Consider the following 16,245-nt stretch of genomic DNA (forward strand, 5'->3'; position numbering starts at 1 on the left):
AGGTCGGGAGGGGTGCCTCTTTTCGGGACCGTATGAGGCAGGGATGCCGATTACGAGCGTACAGGGACGTATTTAAGGGGGGCGCCCAGCCCGTGTCCCGGAAAGAGGCACCCCTCCCGACCCCGCGCTGGACGTGCAGCACCATAGATCGCAAACAGGCTCTAAGAAGAGAAATCGATCGCGGGCATGGCCCGCTCCTACAGGGGTGACTAGTTGCCTGGCAAGTAAAGTGCGATTGGTGAAAATGCCCGGCCTGGGCAGATCCGGATGCTACCCAGGGGACAACATTCGGAGCCGCGATTTCCCTGCTATGGTTATTAGTAGAAGGGAATCGCGACAGTGTGACAGCACACAACCCAATCGCGGTGCCGCCGCGGGGCCCCTATGGAGAGATTGCCCCCGGCGGTGCCATCCAGTTGCCGGTTGTCTTCCCGATGAAAGCGGTCCCCTTCCTGTTTCTATCTCTTCTATTATTGTTGGCCCCCCGGGCCGGGGCCGACGAAATCCAGCTTTCCGGTCAGCGCTCGCTGGAAACCGACCTCTATGAAGCCAGGCTGATCTCCGAGTTGCGCGGTTACGCCATCCTGTCCGGCCGCAGTTGTGTGAATTGCGACGAAAATACCTCCATCTATATCCAGAAGATTTCCGCTAACGGAGATGAGGATAGCGGTGCCGAGTCGGGTATCGACCGCTATACCTATCCCGGTCAGTACGCCGACTACGAGAGCAAGCGGGTGGTGGAGAAAACGCGGATGTTTTACGGCCGCTGTTACGAGAACGAGCCGGCCTTGCTGTGGCTCAGCGAGAGCCTGACGGAAAGCGGTTGGGTGAAGTCGGAATACCTGATTGTATTCAGGGAGGGCCACCTGGAGCACCGCTACAACGAGGGCCGTCAGCCGAGCATTTTCTATATCGAAAACGGTGACTGCCGGGAACTGCCGGGGATTATCGCGGAAACCGAACCGTAGCGCGCACCGTGCGCACCAGGCGCTATTGGCACCATCGGTGCGCGCGGCGCACCCTACGTCTGTTCCCACAAAAAAAGCCCCGCTGGGCGGGGCGTGAAGGGCCGCGGTTGTACCCGCGGTTATTGATAAGCGGTCGCTGCATCGATTACCGGACCAGGGAGACCTTCAGCTTTCTCTTGCCCCAGCTGCGGGCTTTTTTGACGTCCTTTTCCATCCACACGTCGATGCGGTTTTTAAAGCGCTTGTTCATGCGGTCGCGCACGGTGTAGGTGCCGGAAAGACCTTCGATCTTGACTTTGGCGCCGTTGGTCAGGCCGCGCTTTTCCAGGTCGCGGGACACCGCAATCACTTTCTGGCCGGGCTTCAGGCGGTTGTTCCAGGCCGCTACCCAGGGGTCTCCGTCGGTTTGTCCGCGCACGGAGTTGTAGGCGGTTGCATCCACGGTCATGGTTTTGTTGCTGGCTGCAAAAGCCGGCACGGTGAGAGTTGCCGCGAAAATCGCGATGGTAAAGAATACGGCGTTGCGCAGAGTCTGATTGATCACTTCCCGATACCTCCAGAAGTCAATTGGTCACAAGCTCAAAAGTGCTTGTAGAATTTCCAAGTGTTTTTGGAAATAACTGATCAATAATTAATCAGTGGGCGCTATATTACGGTTTGGTGAAGGCATATCAACCTTTTTTGTATAAAAAATAATCTATTAGAATAGGAGATAACTTTTCACCGCTTTTTAGTCTTTTGTTCTCACCTGTTCGCGGAAGTGCAAAAAAGTATTCCTGCAAATATCGGCTCACACTTTTCCTTGTAACAAATCAGTCTAATGGCTTGGATGATCTGTTCCAGTCATCGGGCCCCTCTGCAACAGTAAGATTTTCCTCCGGCTTTCGGCCGCTGCAAAAAGGATGTTGCTCCTATTTATGGATGTCCGGGCACAATCTGGTTGCTGAATTATTTGTGGTTGGTCAGTCACGTTCTCGGGTGGCAGGCTTCTATGGGAGGAGTAGAAAGCGACAGCCCGCGGGGCCCGCAGCGCTGTGGGCCGCTCAGAGGGCGGTGGTGTCGGATGCCGGGGTGGGATTCGCCTGCTGGCGCAGGGCGGTCAGGTACTGCCGATCCTCCTCCAGGTCGGCAAAGCCGTGCCGGGCGTCCAGTGCCACGGCTTTTTCCAGCCAGTCGATGGCCTCTTCCAGGTTGCCCTGCCACTCGCAGACCTGTCCCAGGTTGAAGTAGGTGATGGCCAGGTTGTGCCACTGCCGCTCCTGCGCCAGGTCCCGTGCGGCGGTGCTGTAGAGGCTGTAGGCGTTGCGCAGCAGCAGTGCCTTGGCGGGCATCTCTTCGCCGGCGGCCTGTTGGTGGTAGGTGTGGGCGAGGGCGGAGCGCACCCGGGCGGCGGAGTGCTCCAGGGAGGCGCCTTCTTCTATATAGTCGAGCACCGCCTCGAACTGGGCCCGGGCCAGGGGATAGAGGTCCGGGCGCGCCTGCCCGCCCAGGGCGTTCAGCACTATGCCGTAGCGGTAGCGCAGCTGCTGCTGTTTGCGGGGCTGGGAGGCGAGGGCGGCGATGGCTTTTTCGTACAGGGGCAGGGCGCTTTCGAAGTCGCCCTCCAGGGAGTATCCCTCCGCCCGCTCGACCAGTTCCGGCGCGGATTCTCTTACCGCCGCGGGTGCTCTTTCCGCCGCGGGCGCTGCCAGCCCGGCGCCCGGCGCCAGCAGCGCGGCGCAGAGCAGCAGTTTGAGTGAGATCCGGTACATAAGGGCGCAAATCCCGCATTTCGCTTTTTGTAGGGGCGGCGGGGCGGCCCATCCGCCCATGGCCGCGATCAGTCGCCCTTCGTAGCTGGTCCGATCGCGGCCATGGGCCGCTCCTACATTTATCCCGGCGCTGTAGGAGCCTGCTTGCAGGCGAATATTGCGGAGTTTTGTTCCGGCCTTCTTTATTCGCCTGCAAGCAGGCTCCTACAACACAATCCCGAGAGTCCCGAGTCCCGAGTCCCGATAATTCCCAGTATCAGTCCTAACCCCGCAGCTGCGCCAGCACTCCCTGCAAAGGATGGCGCAGGGTTACACCGGCGAAGCGCGTGGCCTGGCAGCGGCAGGAGTAGCCGCTGGCCAGCAGGGGGCCGGTGTCGCCGGAGAGCCGGGGGGCCCAGGATTGCTGGAAAATGACCCGCGAGGTCTCTTTGTGCCCGGTCTCGTGGCCGTAGGTGCCGGCCATGCCGCAGCAGCCCAGGTTCTCGGTGTGCAGTTCCAGGCCCAGGGCGGTGAAGACGCTTTGCCAGTCGCGTAGGGAGGCGGTGGCGATGGTCTGTTCGGTGCAGTGGGGCAGCAGGTGGAAGCTGGCGGGGCGCAGGCGGTGCCGCTGCCGCTCCAGGTGTTCGCGCTGGCCCGCCAGCCACTCCTGCAGCAACTGCACTTTCGGCGCGCGCTCCCCCAGCAGTTTGCCGTATTCCCCGCGGTAGGTGAGGGTCATGGACGGGTCCACGCCCACCAGCGGTACACCGCTGGCGGCGAGTTCCGCGAGCATTTCGCTGTTGACCAGGGCTACTCTCTGGAACTGGCGCAGGAAGCCGTGCACGTGCAACGGCTTGCCGTTGGCGCGGAAGGGGGCCACCAGGGGGAAGAAATCCAGTTGCTTGAGCAGGCGCAGTGTGTCCGCGACCACCTCGGCGTCGAAGTAGCTGGTAAAGGCGTCCTGTACAAGGATTACCGCGCGCTCCCGCTGTGCGGGGCCCATGGCCGCCAGGCAGTCGGGGCTGGCGTAGGGTACGCCCAGTTCGTGCATGGATTTGTGCAGGCTCTTGCGCGCCAACGGCGGGCTGTCCGCCAGGCCCAGGCCGCGCTCCAGCAGCCAGCGCACCGGTTTCAGCTTGAGCGGCCAGTTGTACAGCTGCGGCATCCGCGCCAGTTGCGGCATCACGAACTCCAGGCCGCCGACGAAGTAATCTTTCAGCGGGCGCAGGTAGCGGCTGTAGTAGAGCTCGAGGAATTTGCTGCGGAACTCCGGCACGTCCACTTTCACCGGGCACTGGCCGGCGCAGGATTTGCAGGCCAGGCAGCCCTGCATGGCCTCGTTCACCTCGTGGTTGAAGTCGTACTCGCCGCGGGCCCTGGCCAGGGTGTTCTTGATGCGCCCCGGCAGGCCGACGAAAAAGGATTGCTCGCGGAAGCGGCGGGCTGCTCCAACCGGGTCCACTCCCTTCGCACTCAACTGGCGCAGCCACTCTTTCATCAGCATCGCGCGGCCCTTGGGGGAGTGGATGCGTTCGCGGGTGGCCTTGTAGGAGGGGCACATGGGGTCGTCGGGATTCCAATTGAAACAGGCCCCGTTGCCGTTGCAGTGAACCCCCTCGCTGTAGCCGTCCCACACCTGCACGGGGATGGCGCGGTCCAGTTCGCCGCGGGTGACGACTTCGTCGATTTTCAGCAGGGCGGAGATGCGGCTGGGGGTGGCGATCTTGCCCGGGTTCAACTGGTTGCGCGGGTCGAAGGCGGCCTTGATCTTCTGCAGCTCCGGGTAGAGTTCGCCAAAGAACGCCGGCGCGTATTCCGAACGGACCCCCTTGCCGTGTTCCCCCCACAGCAGGCCGTGGTATTTCTGCGTGAGCGCGGCCACCTTGTCGGTGATCGGGCGCACCAGTGCCGCCTGTTCCGGGTCCTTCATGTCGATGGCCGGGCGCACGTGCAACACGCCGGCATCCACGTGGCCGAACATGCCGTAGCTGAGGCCGGCGTCGTCCAGTACTGCGCGGAATTCGGCGATAAAGTCGGCCAGGTGCTCCGGGGGCACCGCGGTGTCCTCCACGAAGGGGATCGGCCTTTTCTCTCCCTGCACATTGCCCAGTAGCCCCACCGCGCGTTTGCGCATGCCCCAGATGCGGCTGACCTCGGCGTGGCCGCGGGCGATGGAGTAGCCGAAGCTCTTGCCCGGCTGGCCGATAAGGGCGTCGATCTGCGCGGTGAATCTTTCCAGGGCGCTGTCCAGTTCCTCCTCGGAATCCGCGGTGTACTCCACCAGGTTGATGCCCCTGACCGGCCGATCTCCCACGGGGAAAAACTCGCTGACGCTGTGCCAGACGATATCCTCCATCGCCAGCTGCAATACCTTGCTGTCCACTGTTTCGATGGAAGTGGGGCCGGCGCGCATCAGTTCGGTGGCGTCGCGCAGGGCGTCCTGGAAGTGGTCGTATTTCAGGTTGATCAGTGCCGCGCATTTGGGGATCGGCAGCACATTGAGCTTTGCCTCGGCGATAAAGCCCAGGGTGCCCTCGGAGCCGCAGAGTACGCTGTTCAGGTCGAAAGTGTCGTTTCTCCGGATGTGGGCCAGGTCGTAACCGGTGAGGCAGCGGTTGAGTTTGGGAAACTTCCGCTCGATCAGCTCCGCTTTGTCCCAGGCGATCTGGTCGCATACCCGGTGCACCCTGCCGACGCGGTCCTCCCGCGCGCTGGTTTCCCGCAACTGCTCGTCGCCGAGCGGCGCCGATTGCCAGAGCTCGCCGCCCATCAGCACCGTGGACAGTTCCAGAACGTGGTCGCGGGTCTTGCCGTAGACGCAGGAGCCCTGGCCGGAGGCGTCGGTATTGATCATGCCGCCGATGGTGGCGCGGTTGCTGGTGGACAGCTCCGGGGCGAAGAAGAGACCGTGGGGCGCCAGCGCCGCGTTCAGCTGGTCCTTGACCACGCCCGCCTGCACCCGCACCCAGCGCTCCCCGGGATTGATCTCGAGGATTCGGTTCATGTGCCGGGAGACGTCCACCACCAGGCCGTCGGTGAGCGACTGGCCGTTGGTGCCGGTGCCGCCGCCGCGGGGGGAGAGCACCACCTGGTGGAACTCCTCGCGCTCCGCCAGTTCCATGATCAGCTGCAGGTCGCGGGTATTCCGCGGGTAGACCACCGCCTGGGGCAGTACCTGGTAGATGGAGTTGTCGGTGGCCAGCACCGTGCGGCTGGCGTAGCAGGGGCTGAGGTCGCCGCGGAACCCGGCTTCCCCCAGCGCCTGCAAAAACTGCAGGTAGAGCGCCTGTACTTCGTCGACTTCGCGCAGTGCTGGGATCATGAACGGCCTTGTGACTTTTTCGCTGCTTTTTCGGAAGGTCTGGCATTATAACGGTGCTATGGAGACTTCGCTGAAAATTCCCGTGGGCATCAGCCTCTGTCTGCTCGGCGAGCGGGTGCGCTACGACGGTGGCCACAAGCTGAGCCTGGTGTGCACCGAGCTGCTGGGGCGCCACTTCGACTACCGGCCCTTCTGCCCGGAAGTGGCCGCGGGTCTGGGCGTGCCGCGCCCGCCGATCCACCTGGTGGCCAGCGACCGCGGGCTGCGGGCCCTGGGAGTAGGGGGCAGGGATTTCACCCGGGCGCTGCTGGATTACGCGGACAGCGTGACGGAGCAGGTCCGCCAGTTGAGCGGTTTTATCCTGATGGAGCGCTCCCCCAGTTGCGGCCTGGTTTCGACGCCGCGCCATAGGTCCGGAGGCGGTGCGGCCGGGGAACCGGGGGCGGGATTGTTCGCCGGGCGGCTCCGCGAGCACTTCCCCGACCTGCCGATGGAGGAGGCCGGGCGCCTGCGGGACCCGGATACCCGCGAGCGGTTTATCGAGCGGGTGTTCGCCTACCACAGCCGGTTTCGTTGAACCGAACCCGCTGGTAACTACTTACCCCCTGTAGGAGCCTGCTTGCAGGGCCAAGCCGCGCGCATACAAAGCACTGCTTTGTGCGCGGCTTGGCGACCCGCCAGGGATGGCGGGGCCGGGGCCCGATCGAATGTGCCTTCGTCTCGCCATGGATGACAACCGGAGGCTTGCTGCCCGCACGGTTCGCCTGCAAGCAGGCTCCTACAAGGTGGCTCCTCTAATTTCAATGCGGGTTCCCTACAGGTGTTAGGTGAGCAGTTGCCCCGCCTGTCTATACTTGACCCACTTCCAGCCTACGCAACGGAGTGCGCAATGGGTTTCACTGCCAAGTCCCTGGCCCTGGCCGTGGCGTTCACCGCCGCATCCGCCAGCTTTGCCGACCACACCACCGAGGATCTCTACCGCAGTATCGTGGTGTTCGGCGATAACTTTTCCGACAGCGGCAACGCGGGTATTTTCACCAGCGCGGACCCGGATGGGATATTCCCGCGGCAGCCGGCGGTGAGTTTTATGGCGCAGCGTTTCGGGCTGATGCCGCTCAGCCCCTCCTGCTCCGGCCTGGGCCCGGCCTTCGGCGGCGCCATCCCCTGCGCGCCGGCGCCGGGGACTCCGAACGAGCAACTGGCGCAGATAGCGGCCTCGGTACTGGCCAACGGCAGCAACTGGGCGGTGGGCGGCAATCACACGGCGGATGTGCTGCTGGACCTGGTGGGACCGCAGCGCTTCCGCCAGCTGTTTCCGAACACCACGGTGGCGGATCACAACGAACTGACCACCATCCTGCCGGATTCCACCCGCTGCGGCGCCGATGGTGTCTGCGACCCGGCGGTCGGAGAGAGTCCCTATCTCTCCCCGGCGGAAGTGGCCCTGGCGGTGGCGGCGTTCGGCAACCCCGCGGCGCTGCAGGCGCTGGTGGACGACCCGGGTAACGATATCACCCTCACCGGCGTGCCCTTCGCCACCGGGCAGGGCTATCTGCCCCAGAACAGTATCCGCCGCGACACCCTCTTTTTTCTGAACGGCGGCGCCAATGACATCGTCGACGCCACCATTGCCGGCAACATTACCCCGGCCCGAATGCAGCGCTCTGCCAACTTCCTCGCCACCGCCGCTGCGGAACTGAAAAACGCCGGCGCCGACGATGTGGTTGTGTCCAACGTGCTGCGGATAGGGAACACCCCCCTGATGAACGACATGGGCCCCGCGGCGGTGAGCGCAGCCAATATCGGCACCACGCTGTTCAACGAGTCGCTGCGCCGGCAGATCAACGCCATCGGCGACGTGCTGATCCTGGATATGGAGGGCATCATCGCGCTGGCGCTGGACAGGCCGGGGCTGTTCGGCTTCGCCGACATCGACCAGGACGCCACCTGCTTTGCCGCCGGCGGCTGCGCCACCCCGGACCCGGTGTACAGCCAGACCGGCAGCGCGCCGGACGCGGACCGGCTGCTGTTCAACGACGGCTTGAACCTCACCCTGGCGGGCCAGCAACTACTGGGGGACTACTACTATTCCGTGCTGAGCGCGCCGGTGGGCTTCGCGATCCTGCCGGACCTGGGCTACCAGAACACCCGCGTTCACCAATCGAATATCGACCACCACATGACCGCGCAGCGCTTCCGCGACCCCGAGACCACCCTGTTCTTCGGCGGCGCCTGGGGGCATGCGAACCTGGGTTACGGGCCGGCGCCCAATCGCGGGGAGAACGCCTGGGACGGCTTTCTCGGCTTCAGCTTTGCCGGCAGCGACAACTTCGAGTGGGCCCTGGGGCTCTCCTACGGCGAGAGCGACTACGGACCCCACGGCCTCCACCTGGACTCGCGCAATATCAACTTCAGCGCCTTCGCCCGCTGGGACAACGAGCGCTTTTTTGTCGACGGCGGTGCCACCTACAGCGATATCGATTACCGGCACGTCGACCGTACAGTCTATTTGAGGGGGTTTCACAGCCAGATATCGGGGGACACCGAGGGCGACGGAATCAGCCTGTTCGCCCGCGCCGGCTACGACAGTGTGCCCTCGCTGCCCTGCCATATAGGCCCCTTTGTCTCGGTGGCCTGGACCCGGATAAATGTGGACCGTTTCAACGAGTCCACCAACCGGGACCTCACCTATATCGGCAGTAACGGCGCCACCCTGGACCCCATCGGCCTGCGCGTGCGCGGCCAGGATCGCGATTATGTCCGCTATCGCGGCGGCTTCTTCTACAACGCGCCGGAGGAGGCCGACTGGCGCTGGTTCGGGGAGGTCTGGGTGGAGTACAACGACGGCGACGAAACCGACGACGTGGGCATCGGCATCAAGTCCATCCCGTTCAACAGCGCGTATATGGCCGCCTACGACAGCCGCAACGAGGGCTTCTTCGCCAACGGCGCTGGCGCCCTGGTGGGTCTCAACCTGACGGAAAAATTCCAGGTGAGCGGCAATGTGGTGGTGGGGCCGTCGGATACTATTGGCGGGTTGAATATCAATTACCGGTTTTGATGTTGGGGACTCGGGACCGCGGAGCTGTTTATCGGCGCTGAAGGCTCCAGCTCCGCAAACGGGCCTCGGCCCGCCCGGCGGTGACAAAAAATGTCACCGAATTTTCTGCGGCAAAGCCGGGACAAATGGCGCGGGAATGCGAAATCCCCGCCGCTATCGCGGCATCGATTACCCGCGCGGTTGTTATCTTGGAAGGATCGACAACAACCGGATAGAGAAGATGTTCAGCCCCCGTTTCAGTATCCAGAGCGAAGCCCTCAACCGAGCCGACGCCGATGTGTGGGCGGTCAGCGACCGCGCCCGCGAGCTGGCGGGCAAGGGCGAGGATGTGATCTTCCTCTGCGTGGGCGATCCCAACTTCGACACCCCGGAACCCATCCTCGATTTCGCCCGCGCCCGCCTCGGTGTCGGCCGCACCCACTACTCCCCCGCCGCCGGCGAGCCGGTACTGCGCCGCGCCATCGCCGATATCGAGAGCAAGGTTTCGCCGCATCCCTGCAGCCCTGACGATGTGGTGGTCTTCCCCGGCGGCACCAACGCTATCTACAGCGTACTCGCCTGTATGCTGAACCCGGGCGAGGAGATCGTGATTCCCGAGCCGATGTATATCGGCTATGTGCCCATCTGCGATTCCCTGCGCCTGAAGGTAAAGCCGGTCCCTTGCCCGGCGGAAACCAATTTCGCCTTCGATGTCGCGGCCATCGAGCGGGCTATCGGAGAGAACACCCGCGCAGTGATGATCAACACTCCGGGCAACCCCACCGGCGCCATGGCCACCCCGGAACAGCTGCGGGAGCTGGCCGCCTACTGTCGCGAGCGCAATATCTGGCTGGTGTGCGACGAGATGTACTCCATGATCACCTTCGCCCGCCGCCACACCTCCCTGCGCACCGCCGCCGAACACCTGGACAACATCGTGGTGATCGACGGCCTGTCCAAGTCCCACGCCATGAGCGGCTGGCGCCTGGGCTGGGCGGTGGCCCGCGGGCCGCTGGTGGAGCGCCTCGCCGAATTTGCCGGCGCCACCATTTTCGGCTGCCCGCAGTTTATCCAGGAGACCGCCGCCTTCGCGCTGGAGTTCGACACCTATTTCGTCAAGCAGATGCGCGACGCCTACGAGAAGCGCCGCGACCTGATAGTCCCTCGTATCAACGGGATCCCCGGCCTCCGTTGCTCTTCCCCCGAGGCGGGCATGTTCGTGATGGTGGACGTGTCCCGGGTGGCGCTTTCTAAAGCGGGGGGGAGCGGCCAGGCCTTCGCCGAGGCGCTGCTGGATGCCGAGCGTGTATCCGTGCTGCCCGGCGCTCCCTTCGGTCCCAGTGCCGCCAATCATGTGCGCCTGACCCTGGCCGCGGACGAGGCCGAGCTGTCCCGGGCCCTGGATCGCATAGAGCGCTTCGTCACCAGCGGCAGCCGCCGGGCCGGCTGAGCCGCCATCCGCCATGCCCGCGAACAGAGGCCGATCGCGGGCACGGCGGATGGCCGCCCCGCCGGATGGCCGCCCCGCCGCTCCTACAGGGTGATTCCCTTAACCCAATGCAGGTTTCCTGTGAGTGAGTAGTTACGGTTAATGATTTGGTGGCTGCCAGTGCGGAGTTCCAGCCGCGGCCGAATACCGCTATCCTAGTGTCCTGTATGGTACTAAAAAGTGATACCAGAGCCCCCCAGATTGCTCACAGTTAGGCGCAGCTCGCAGGGAATGGTCATTCCATTTTCAAGAGCTGCAACGCAGCTGTGGGCCCTCTCTATTGGTGAAGAGAGGGGGGCTCCCTTCGGGCGGGCCGCTAAGCAGCCATCTGCGGCGTTGCACTTGCTTGACGTAGAATAACTACGCCGGCGCAAGTGCGCCTTGCATCTGGCCGCTTAGCGGCCCGCTGGTATCACTATTTAGTACCATACAGGACACTAGCCCCTTTTCCCGATACAAGAATCAATCCGTGAAGATCGACCGGCACAATTTGCGTATTTTGCAGGCGCTGCAGACCAATGCGCGCATCAGCAACCTGAATCTGAGCGAGCAGATAGGGCTTTCCGAGAGCGCCTGCCTGGCGCGGGTCAAGCGCCTGACCGGCGAGCGCTATATCCGCGAGTTTCTCGCCGAGGTGAACCTGGACAAGGTGCGCCACGCGGAGTTTTACGTAAACGTGGCACTGAAACGCCAGGACGCGCGCACCAGCGAGAGTTTTCGCCGCGCCATCAACGAGATTCCGCAGGTTGTCTCCTGCGTGAAAATGTCCGGCGAATTCGACTATATGCTGCACTTCGTGTGCCCGGACGCCGCCGACTTCAACCGCGTCTCCGAACAGCTGCTGGCTGACGAGGATGCGGCCATCTCGCGCATGACTTCCCACCTGGTGATCGAGAAAACCAAGCCGTTTACCGGCTATCCGCTGGAACTGCTGTTCCAGGACTGACCGCCTTTTCCCCAGTTGCGCTATTAGCCGCAATTGAAGCGAATGCAATTCGAGGCTGTACCCAATGGCACTAAGTTAAGGGGGCCGGGCATTTTTGTAGGGTGGATAAGCGAAGCGCATCCACCAGAAGCCTGCTGGAGTGGTGGATGCGCTTCGCTTATCCACCCTATATCTGTGGGAGCCTGCCCTGCAGGCGATTGAGCCGCTTCGCCAGCGGGGCTGGCTCCCACAGGGCGATTCCCCCTATTGGGGCTTGTACCGGACGGCAACGCGGCTGCCGATTTAATGTGAACAGGCCCTAAGAACCTTACCGGCACAAATTCTTCCTGGTTGAGAGGTAAAGGATTGCGTTATCTGCGCGCAAACCTGGTAAAAATATTCGCTTCCATACAAAGCCGGACGACAGCACACCACCCTTATCGCGGACAATTCTGTCTAATATAAACAGCAGGTTTGCCCTGACTCCTCAATGCGGACCAGGGGACAGATACAGGAAGAGACGGTTGAGAGCGATGACAGAGAAAGCAGCTGGTGGTCTCCGCAGGGCAGCATTGCCGGTAAATACCCGCATTACGGAGAAAGTTAAATGAAATCATTCGTTAGAGTATGCATGTTGCTGTCCTGGTTATTGTTGGCAGGCCAGGCATTGGCGCAGAACCTGGTGGTGCAGTACAAGGCCGCCGACACCAGCACCGGCGATAATCAGATCAAGCCGCACCTGCGAATCGTCAATAACGGTTCCGGTTCGGTGCCCTTGAGCGAGTTGACTGTCCGCTATTGGTACACCAATGAAGGTGGCCGGCCCCAGAACCACTGGTGCGACTGGTCACAGATTGGCTGCAGCAACATCTCGGGTTCGTTCCATTCCATTCCGGCAGTGACGGGCGCGGACAATTACCTCGAACTCAGTTTCAGCGGCGGCAGCATCGCCGCGGGCGGCAGCACCGGCGATATCCAGAACCGCTTGGCCAAGGACAATTGGACCAGCTACGACGAGTCCGACGATTACTCGTTCGATCCTACCAAGACGGCCTATGCCAACTGGGATCGGGTAACGCTTTACCGGAACGGCAGCCTGATCTGGGGCTCCGAGCCGGATGGTGCCTCATCCGGCAGCTCTTCATCCTCGAGCAGCAGTTCCAGTTCATCGTCCAGCAGTTCATCGTCCAGCAGTTCGTCATCCAGCAGCTCATCGAGCAGCAGTTCGGGTTCATCCTCAGGTGGTAGCTTCTTCAGTTCCGGCTTTGAACTGGACGCCGTTGACGAGCAGCCGGCCGGTTGGGACAACTTTATAGGCTGGGTATTCAACAACAGCAACAACCACATCAGCCAACCGGGGTACGCCCTGGTGGATGATACGCGGGCTTTCAGCGGCACCAAATCTGTTCATTTCAAGGGTGGTGCCGCTCCGGCGCAGATCGTGCGCGCGCTTCCGCCCGGAACCGATACCGTTTACCTGCGCGCCCGGGTTTACATGAGCAAGAAACTCGGCAACGAAGCCGGTGACAATCACGAACACATTATGGGAATCAAGGCAACACCCGATGCCAACGATGAAATACGGTTCGGCCAGATCAAAGGCCACCTCGGCACCAACGAGGTTCCCAGTGACGATATTTCACCGCCGCAAAGCCAGTGGTTCAGCGGCCCTGAAATCACCGCCAATGAATGGCACTGCGTCGAAGTCGGGATGCTGGGTGGCGATCGCCCATATCACGAGTTGCGTGCCTGGGTTGACGGGCAATTGGTCCATGTCATTGACTCAATTGACGACTGGAACAACGGTGGCATAGGCGGAAATACGCGGTGGCTGGACGGCAAGTTTAATTACGTCATGTTTGGCTGGCATAGTTTCAGCAACAATAATGCCGATGTTTGGATGGACGACGTCGTAGTCGCGGATGCGCCCATCGGGTGCGACAACCCAACACCCGGCAGTTCCAGTTCGTCTTCCAGCAGTTCATCTTCCAGCAGTTCATCGAGTTCGAGCAGCAGCTCCTCGTCTTCGAGCAGCAGCACCTCGAGCTCCAGCTCGTCTTCCAGCAGCAGCTCGTCCAGCTCCAGCTCCAGCTCGTCTTCATCGTCGTCCTCGAGCAGTTCCTCGAGTTCCAGTTCCGGCGGCCTGGCTTGCGGGGAGCCGCCTTCAGGGTTCCTGACTGCCTCGGCCATCGAAGGCGCCAATTCGACACGCACCGAAGCCGGTTTGTACGAAGGCGCTGTGTGGATCGACGGCGCGCTGTATTTTTCCGACTTTACCTTCTCCACCGGTTTTCCTTCGCGCATTCAGAAGCTGACTACCGAGGGTGTGATGACAACTCAGATCGCCGACAGCGGCAGTAACGGGTTGGCGGTTGATGCACAGGGCGATATTGTTGCCGCCACCCACAAGTACAGCGGCATTTCCCGATACGAGTTCACTACTGGAAATCGCACAGCGGTGGCGTCAACCTATAATGGCAACGTCTTTAATTCGCCAAATGATCTGGCGATCGCCAATGACGGAACTATTTACTTTACCGACCCCGATTTTCAACACGATCCCGCAGCGGGCGGTCAGCCTGTCACGGGAGTATACCGCGTTGATGTGAACGGCGAGGTGAGCCTGATCGACGGTTCGTTAAACAATCCGAACGGCGTTGCGCTGTCACCGGAAAACGATGTGCTTTACGTCAACGGCAATTCCAGCGTGTTGCGGACCTATCCCATCGTCAACGGCCAGGTGTTCCCGGGCACCGACCTTGTTCAGGGATTGATGGTGCCCGACGGCATGACTGTCGATTGCCACGGCAACATTTATATTGCCGAACATAACGCCCAACGCCTGAGAGTATTCGCCCCCAACGGCAGCCAGTTGGCAACCATCAGTGTGGATGCCAGGGTAACCAATGCGGCATTTGGTGGTGACGATGGTAAAACTCTATATATCACCGGTGAAGGACGGGTATGGAAAATCGGTTTGGACGTAACGGGAGCGCCGTATTGAAATATTACAGTATCCCGAGGCCGCTTTAGCGGCCCCGGGATGCGGTTCTCTTCCCCTCTTGTTTCGCTGGTGATGATGACCCCGTGGCCACTGGAGAGGCATCGTTGAATCGCGCGCTGGACCACATCGAGCGCTTCGTCTGGATGTAGGGTGCGCCCACAATTTCCGCGGCCGCCTCGGAATGTGCCCGGTGCGTTGTCACTGCTGTCTCGAAATAAAAAAGCGCGGCCCGATGGGCCGCGCACAAGCTGCGGTTATCTGCCGATCAGCCGCAATTCTTAAACCGGCGCCGCTTCGCCGCTGTCTTCTGTCTCTCTCCCAGCCGCTTGGCGGATGGCCGCCCCTCGGAACGCCTGTTTGTAATTCCTGAATTCGGTGCCCATCCAGCGATCCCACCAGGTGAAATAGAAACCGTAATTGCCCTGAAAGCGCTGGTGGTGCAGGTCGTGGTGAGTGGTGGTGGTGAGCAGGTCCAGGGGGCCGTCCACCCAGCCCCGCGGGTGGAATTCACAGCCGGCGTGCAGCATGGCGTTGCGGAAAATCATGATAAAGAGAAACGACAACCAGACGAGCAGGTGCAGCGGCAGCAGTATCATTGCCAGCGGCGAGAAAATCGCCATCAGGAAGGCCTCGCCCACGGAAAAGCTGTAGGCGGCCCAGGGTGTGGGGGTGCGCGACAGATGGTGCAGGCGGTGGAAGTGTCTGAACAGCTTGGGGTGGTGCATGGCGCGGTGCGTCCAGTAGAAATAGGCATCGTGCAGCAGTATCACCACCGGCAGGCTGGCCAGATTCCACCACAGCGGATACAGGCTCCAGTCGCGGTAGAGCTGCACCACTCCCCAGTCGTAGAGAATGCCGGTGATCACGCCCATGTTGGCGAAGACGCACAGGGTGAGCATGGAGTAGCTGAATTCCCGGCGGATGTCCCGCCAGTCGGCGCGGCGTCTTTGAATGCGGCGCCGGTCCATCCAACGGCGAAACAGCCAGCTCACCGCCAGGCTGACGCAGGTGGTGGCCAGCAGGTAGCGGAAGAGATCGCGCTGGAAGTGCACGGCCCAGTCCCGGGCCAGGTCCCACAGGAATTCCATAGTCTCACCTTGTTATTTTTCTGTTGGATTCCCCCGCCGCTCCTACATACAAGGGACAGTGCCGGAGTCTGGAGGAATGTGGGCGGGAGTGCTTGCGGAAAGTGAATAATCCCTGACGGATTTCAAACAGCGGGGTTTTTAATTCGGGCGAGGGCTCGCCACATCCCTGTGGCTCAGCCTTCGGCCAGCTGAAGCTGCCCAAATCCGCGTCCCGCGGATTTGTCCCTGGCTCTCACCTTGCGGGCAGCCTGCGGCTCACTCCTGTATATCGGGTTCAGAGCCGAATGGCACTAAGTTGAGCCCCGAGCTGCTCCTGCCCCTGAGGATTGCGCTGTAGGAGCCTGCTTGCAGGCGAACATTCCCGGTGCCCTGCCGCGACTTCAATTCGCCTGCAAGCAGGCTCCTACAGGGAGATTCCGCTTAACTCAGTGCCATTCGGTTCAGAGCCTATAGGTCGCCTGCAGCCAGAACCGCGGATCCCGCTGCTCGTCCTCCGTTGCCGTCTCTCCGGTGGTCTGGAATGCCATTGCGGCATCCAGACTCCAGGCCGCGCCGCTGTAGCGCAGGCCGAGGCCGCCGCCGGCCCGGCGCTCGCCCGGCTCGTCGAGATACGCTGCGCGCTGGCCGTGGTCGTAGAACAGGTAGGGGGTGACCTGCGCTGTGGTGTGATAGCGGGTTT

The 16,245-nt window shown here is 62.0% G+C and carries 11 protein-coding genes; 6 read left to right on the forward strand and 5 right to left on the reverse strand.

What is annotated here, in order from left to right; all coding sequences use genetic code 11:
* Nucleotides 1–341 precede the first annotated feature (341 nt).
* Nucleotides 342–968, forward strand: a complete 627-nt coding sequence (locus ACRC0P_RS17580; protein ID WP_438632604.1) for a hypothetical protein — start codon at nucleotides 342–344, stop codon at nucleotides 966–968.
* Nucleotides 969–1,113: 145 nt separating this feature from the next.
* On the opposite strand, the gene ACRC0P_RS17585 is transcribed toward ACRC0P_RS17580, so the two are convergent.
* The 3 genes from ACRC0P_RS17585 to ydiJ all read right to left on the reverse strand — a co-directional run bounded on the left by ACRC0P_RS17585 (nucleotide 1,114) and on the right by ydiJ (nucleotide 6,020).
* Nucleotides 1,114–1,512 (reverse strand): 3D domain-containing protein, encoded by a 399-nt coding sequence (locus ACRC0P_RS17585; protein ID WP_438632605.1) that lies wholly within the window; start codon nucleotides 1,510–1,512, stop codon nucleotides 1,114–1,116.
* A 499-nt stretch (nucleotides 1,513–2,011) separates the two neighbouring features.
* The gene (locus tag ACRC0P_RS17590) at nucleotides 2,012–2,719 is read right to left on the reverse strand and encodes a tetratricopeptide repeat protein (protein WP_438632606.1); all 708 of its coding nucleotides are present in this window, start codon (nucleotides 2,717–2,719) and stop codon (nucleotides 2,012–2,014) included.
* Between the two features lie 262 nt (nucleotides 2,720–2,981).
* Nucleotides 2,982–6,020 (reverse strand): D-2-hydroxyglutarate dehydrogenase YdiJ, encoded by a 3,039-nt coding sequence (ydiJ, locus tag ACRC0P_RS17595; RefSeq protein WP_438632607.1) that lies wholly within the window; start codon nucleotides 6,018–6,020, stop codon nucleotides 2,982–2,984.
* A 58-nt stretch (nucleotides 6,021–6,078) separates the two neighbouring features.
* Here ydiJ and ACRC0P_RS17600 point away from each other — a divergent pair, with 58 nt between their 5' ends.
* The 5 genes from ACRC0P_RS17600 to ACRC0P_RS17620 all read left to right on the forward strand — a co-directional run bounded on the left by ACRC0P_RS17600 (nucleotide 6,079) and on the right by ACRC0P_RS17620 (nucleotide 14,478).
* Nucleotides 6,079–6,597, forward strand: a complete 519-nt coding sequence (locus ACRC0P_RS17600; RefSeq protein WP_438632608.1) for a DUF523 domain-containing protein — start codon at nucleotides 6,079–6,081, stop codon at nucleotides 6,595–6,597.
* 312 nt (nucleotides 6,598–6,909) lie between these two features.
* A complete protein-coding gene (locus ACRC0P_RS17605; protein WP_438632609.1) occupies nucleotides 6,910–9,081 on the forward strand; it encodes an autotransporter outer membrane beta-barrel domain-containing protein in 2,172 nt (723 codons plus the stop codon).
* Between the two features lie 136 nt (nucleotides 9,082–9,217).
* The gene (locus ACRC0P_RS17610) at nucleotides 9,218–10,510 is read left to right on the forward strand and encodes a pyridoxal phosphate-dependent aminotransferase (RefSeq protein ID WP_438632610.1); all 1,293 of its coding nucleotides are present in this window, start codon (nucleotides 9,218–9,220) and stop codon (nucleotides 10,508–10,510) included.
* Between the two features lie 508 nt (nucleotides 10,511–11,018).
* Nucleotides 11,019–11,495 (forward strand): Lrp/AsnC family transcriptional regulator, encoded by a 477-nt coding sequence (locus tag ACRC0P_RS17615; protein WP_438632611.1) that lies wholly within the window; start codon nucleotides 11,019–11,021, stop codon nucleotides 11,493–11,495.
* A 586-nt stretch (nucleotides 11,496–12,081) separates the two neighbouring features.
* The gene (locus tag ACRC0P_RS17620) at nucleotides 12,082–14,478 is read left to right on the forward strand and encodes an SMP-30/gluconolactonase/LRE family protein (protein WP_438632612.1); all 2,397 of its coding nucleotides are present in this window, start codon (nucleotides 12,082–12,084) and stop codon (nucleotides 14,476–14,478) included.
* Between the two features lie 278 nt (nucleotides 14,479–14,756).
* Here ACRC0P_RS17620 and ACRC0P_RS17625 read toward each other — a convergent pair whose 3' ends face one another.
* Both ACRC0P_RS17625 and ACRC0P_RS17630 read right to left on the reverse strand, forming a co-directional pair.
* A complete protein-coding gene (locus ACRC0P_RS17625; RefSeq protein WP_438632613.1) occupies nucleotides 14,757–15,566 on the reverse strand; it encodes a sterol desaturase family protein in 810 nt (269 codons plus the stop codon).
* A 440-nt stretch (nucleotides 15,567–16,006) separates the two neighbouring features.
* The coding region (locus tag ACRC0P_RS17630) for a hypothetical protein (protein WP_438632614.1) at nucleotides 16,007–16,245 on the reverse strand (239 nt) is incomplete at its 5' end.

Source organism: Microbulbifer sp. (assembly GCF_051659245.1).
Lineage (GTDB): Bacteria > Pseudomonadota > Gammaproteobacteria > Pseudomonadales > Cellvibrionaceae > Microbulbifer.

Coding starts and splice junctions, on each gene's coding strand:
- ACRC0P_RS17590 (WP_438632606.1), bottom strand. CDS start 2,719: ATGTACCGGATCTCACTCAAACTGCTGCTCTGCGCCGCGCTGCTGGCG.
- ydiJ (WP_438632607.1), bottom strand. CDS start 6,020: ATGATCCCAGCACTGCGCGAAGTCGACGAAGTACAGGCGCTCTACCTG.
- ACRC0P_RS17600 (WP_438632608.1), top strand. CDS start 6,079: ATGGAGACTTCGCTGAAAATTCCCGTGGGCATCAGCCTCTGTCTGCTC.
- ACRC0P_RS17605 (WP_438632609.1), top strand. CDS start 6,910: ATGGGTTTCACTGCCAAGTCCCTGGCCCTGGCCGTGGCGTTCACCGCC.
- ACRC0P_RS17610 (WP_438632610.1), top strand. CDS start 9,218: ATGCGAAATCCCCGCCGCTATCGCGGCATCGATTACCCGCGCGGTTGT.
- ACRC0P_RS17620 (WP_438632612.1), top strand. CDS start 12,082: ATGAAATCATTCGTTAGAGTATGCATGTTGCTGTCCTGGTTATTGTTG.
- ACRC0P_RS17625 (WP_438632613.1), bottom strand. CDS start 15,566: ATGGAATTCCTGTGGGACCTGGCCCGGGACTGGGCCGTGCACTTCCAG.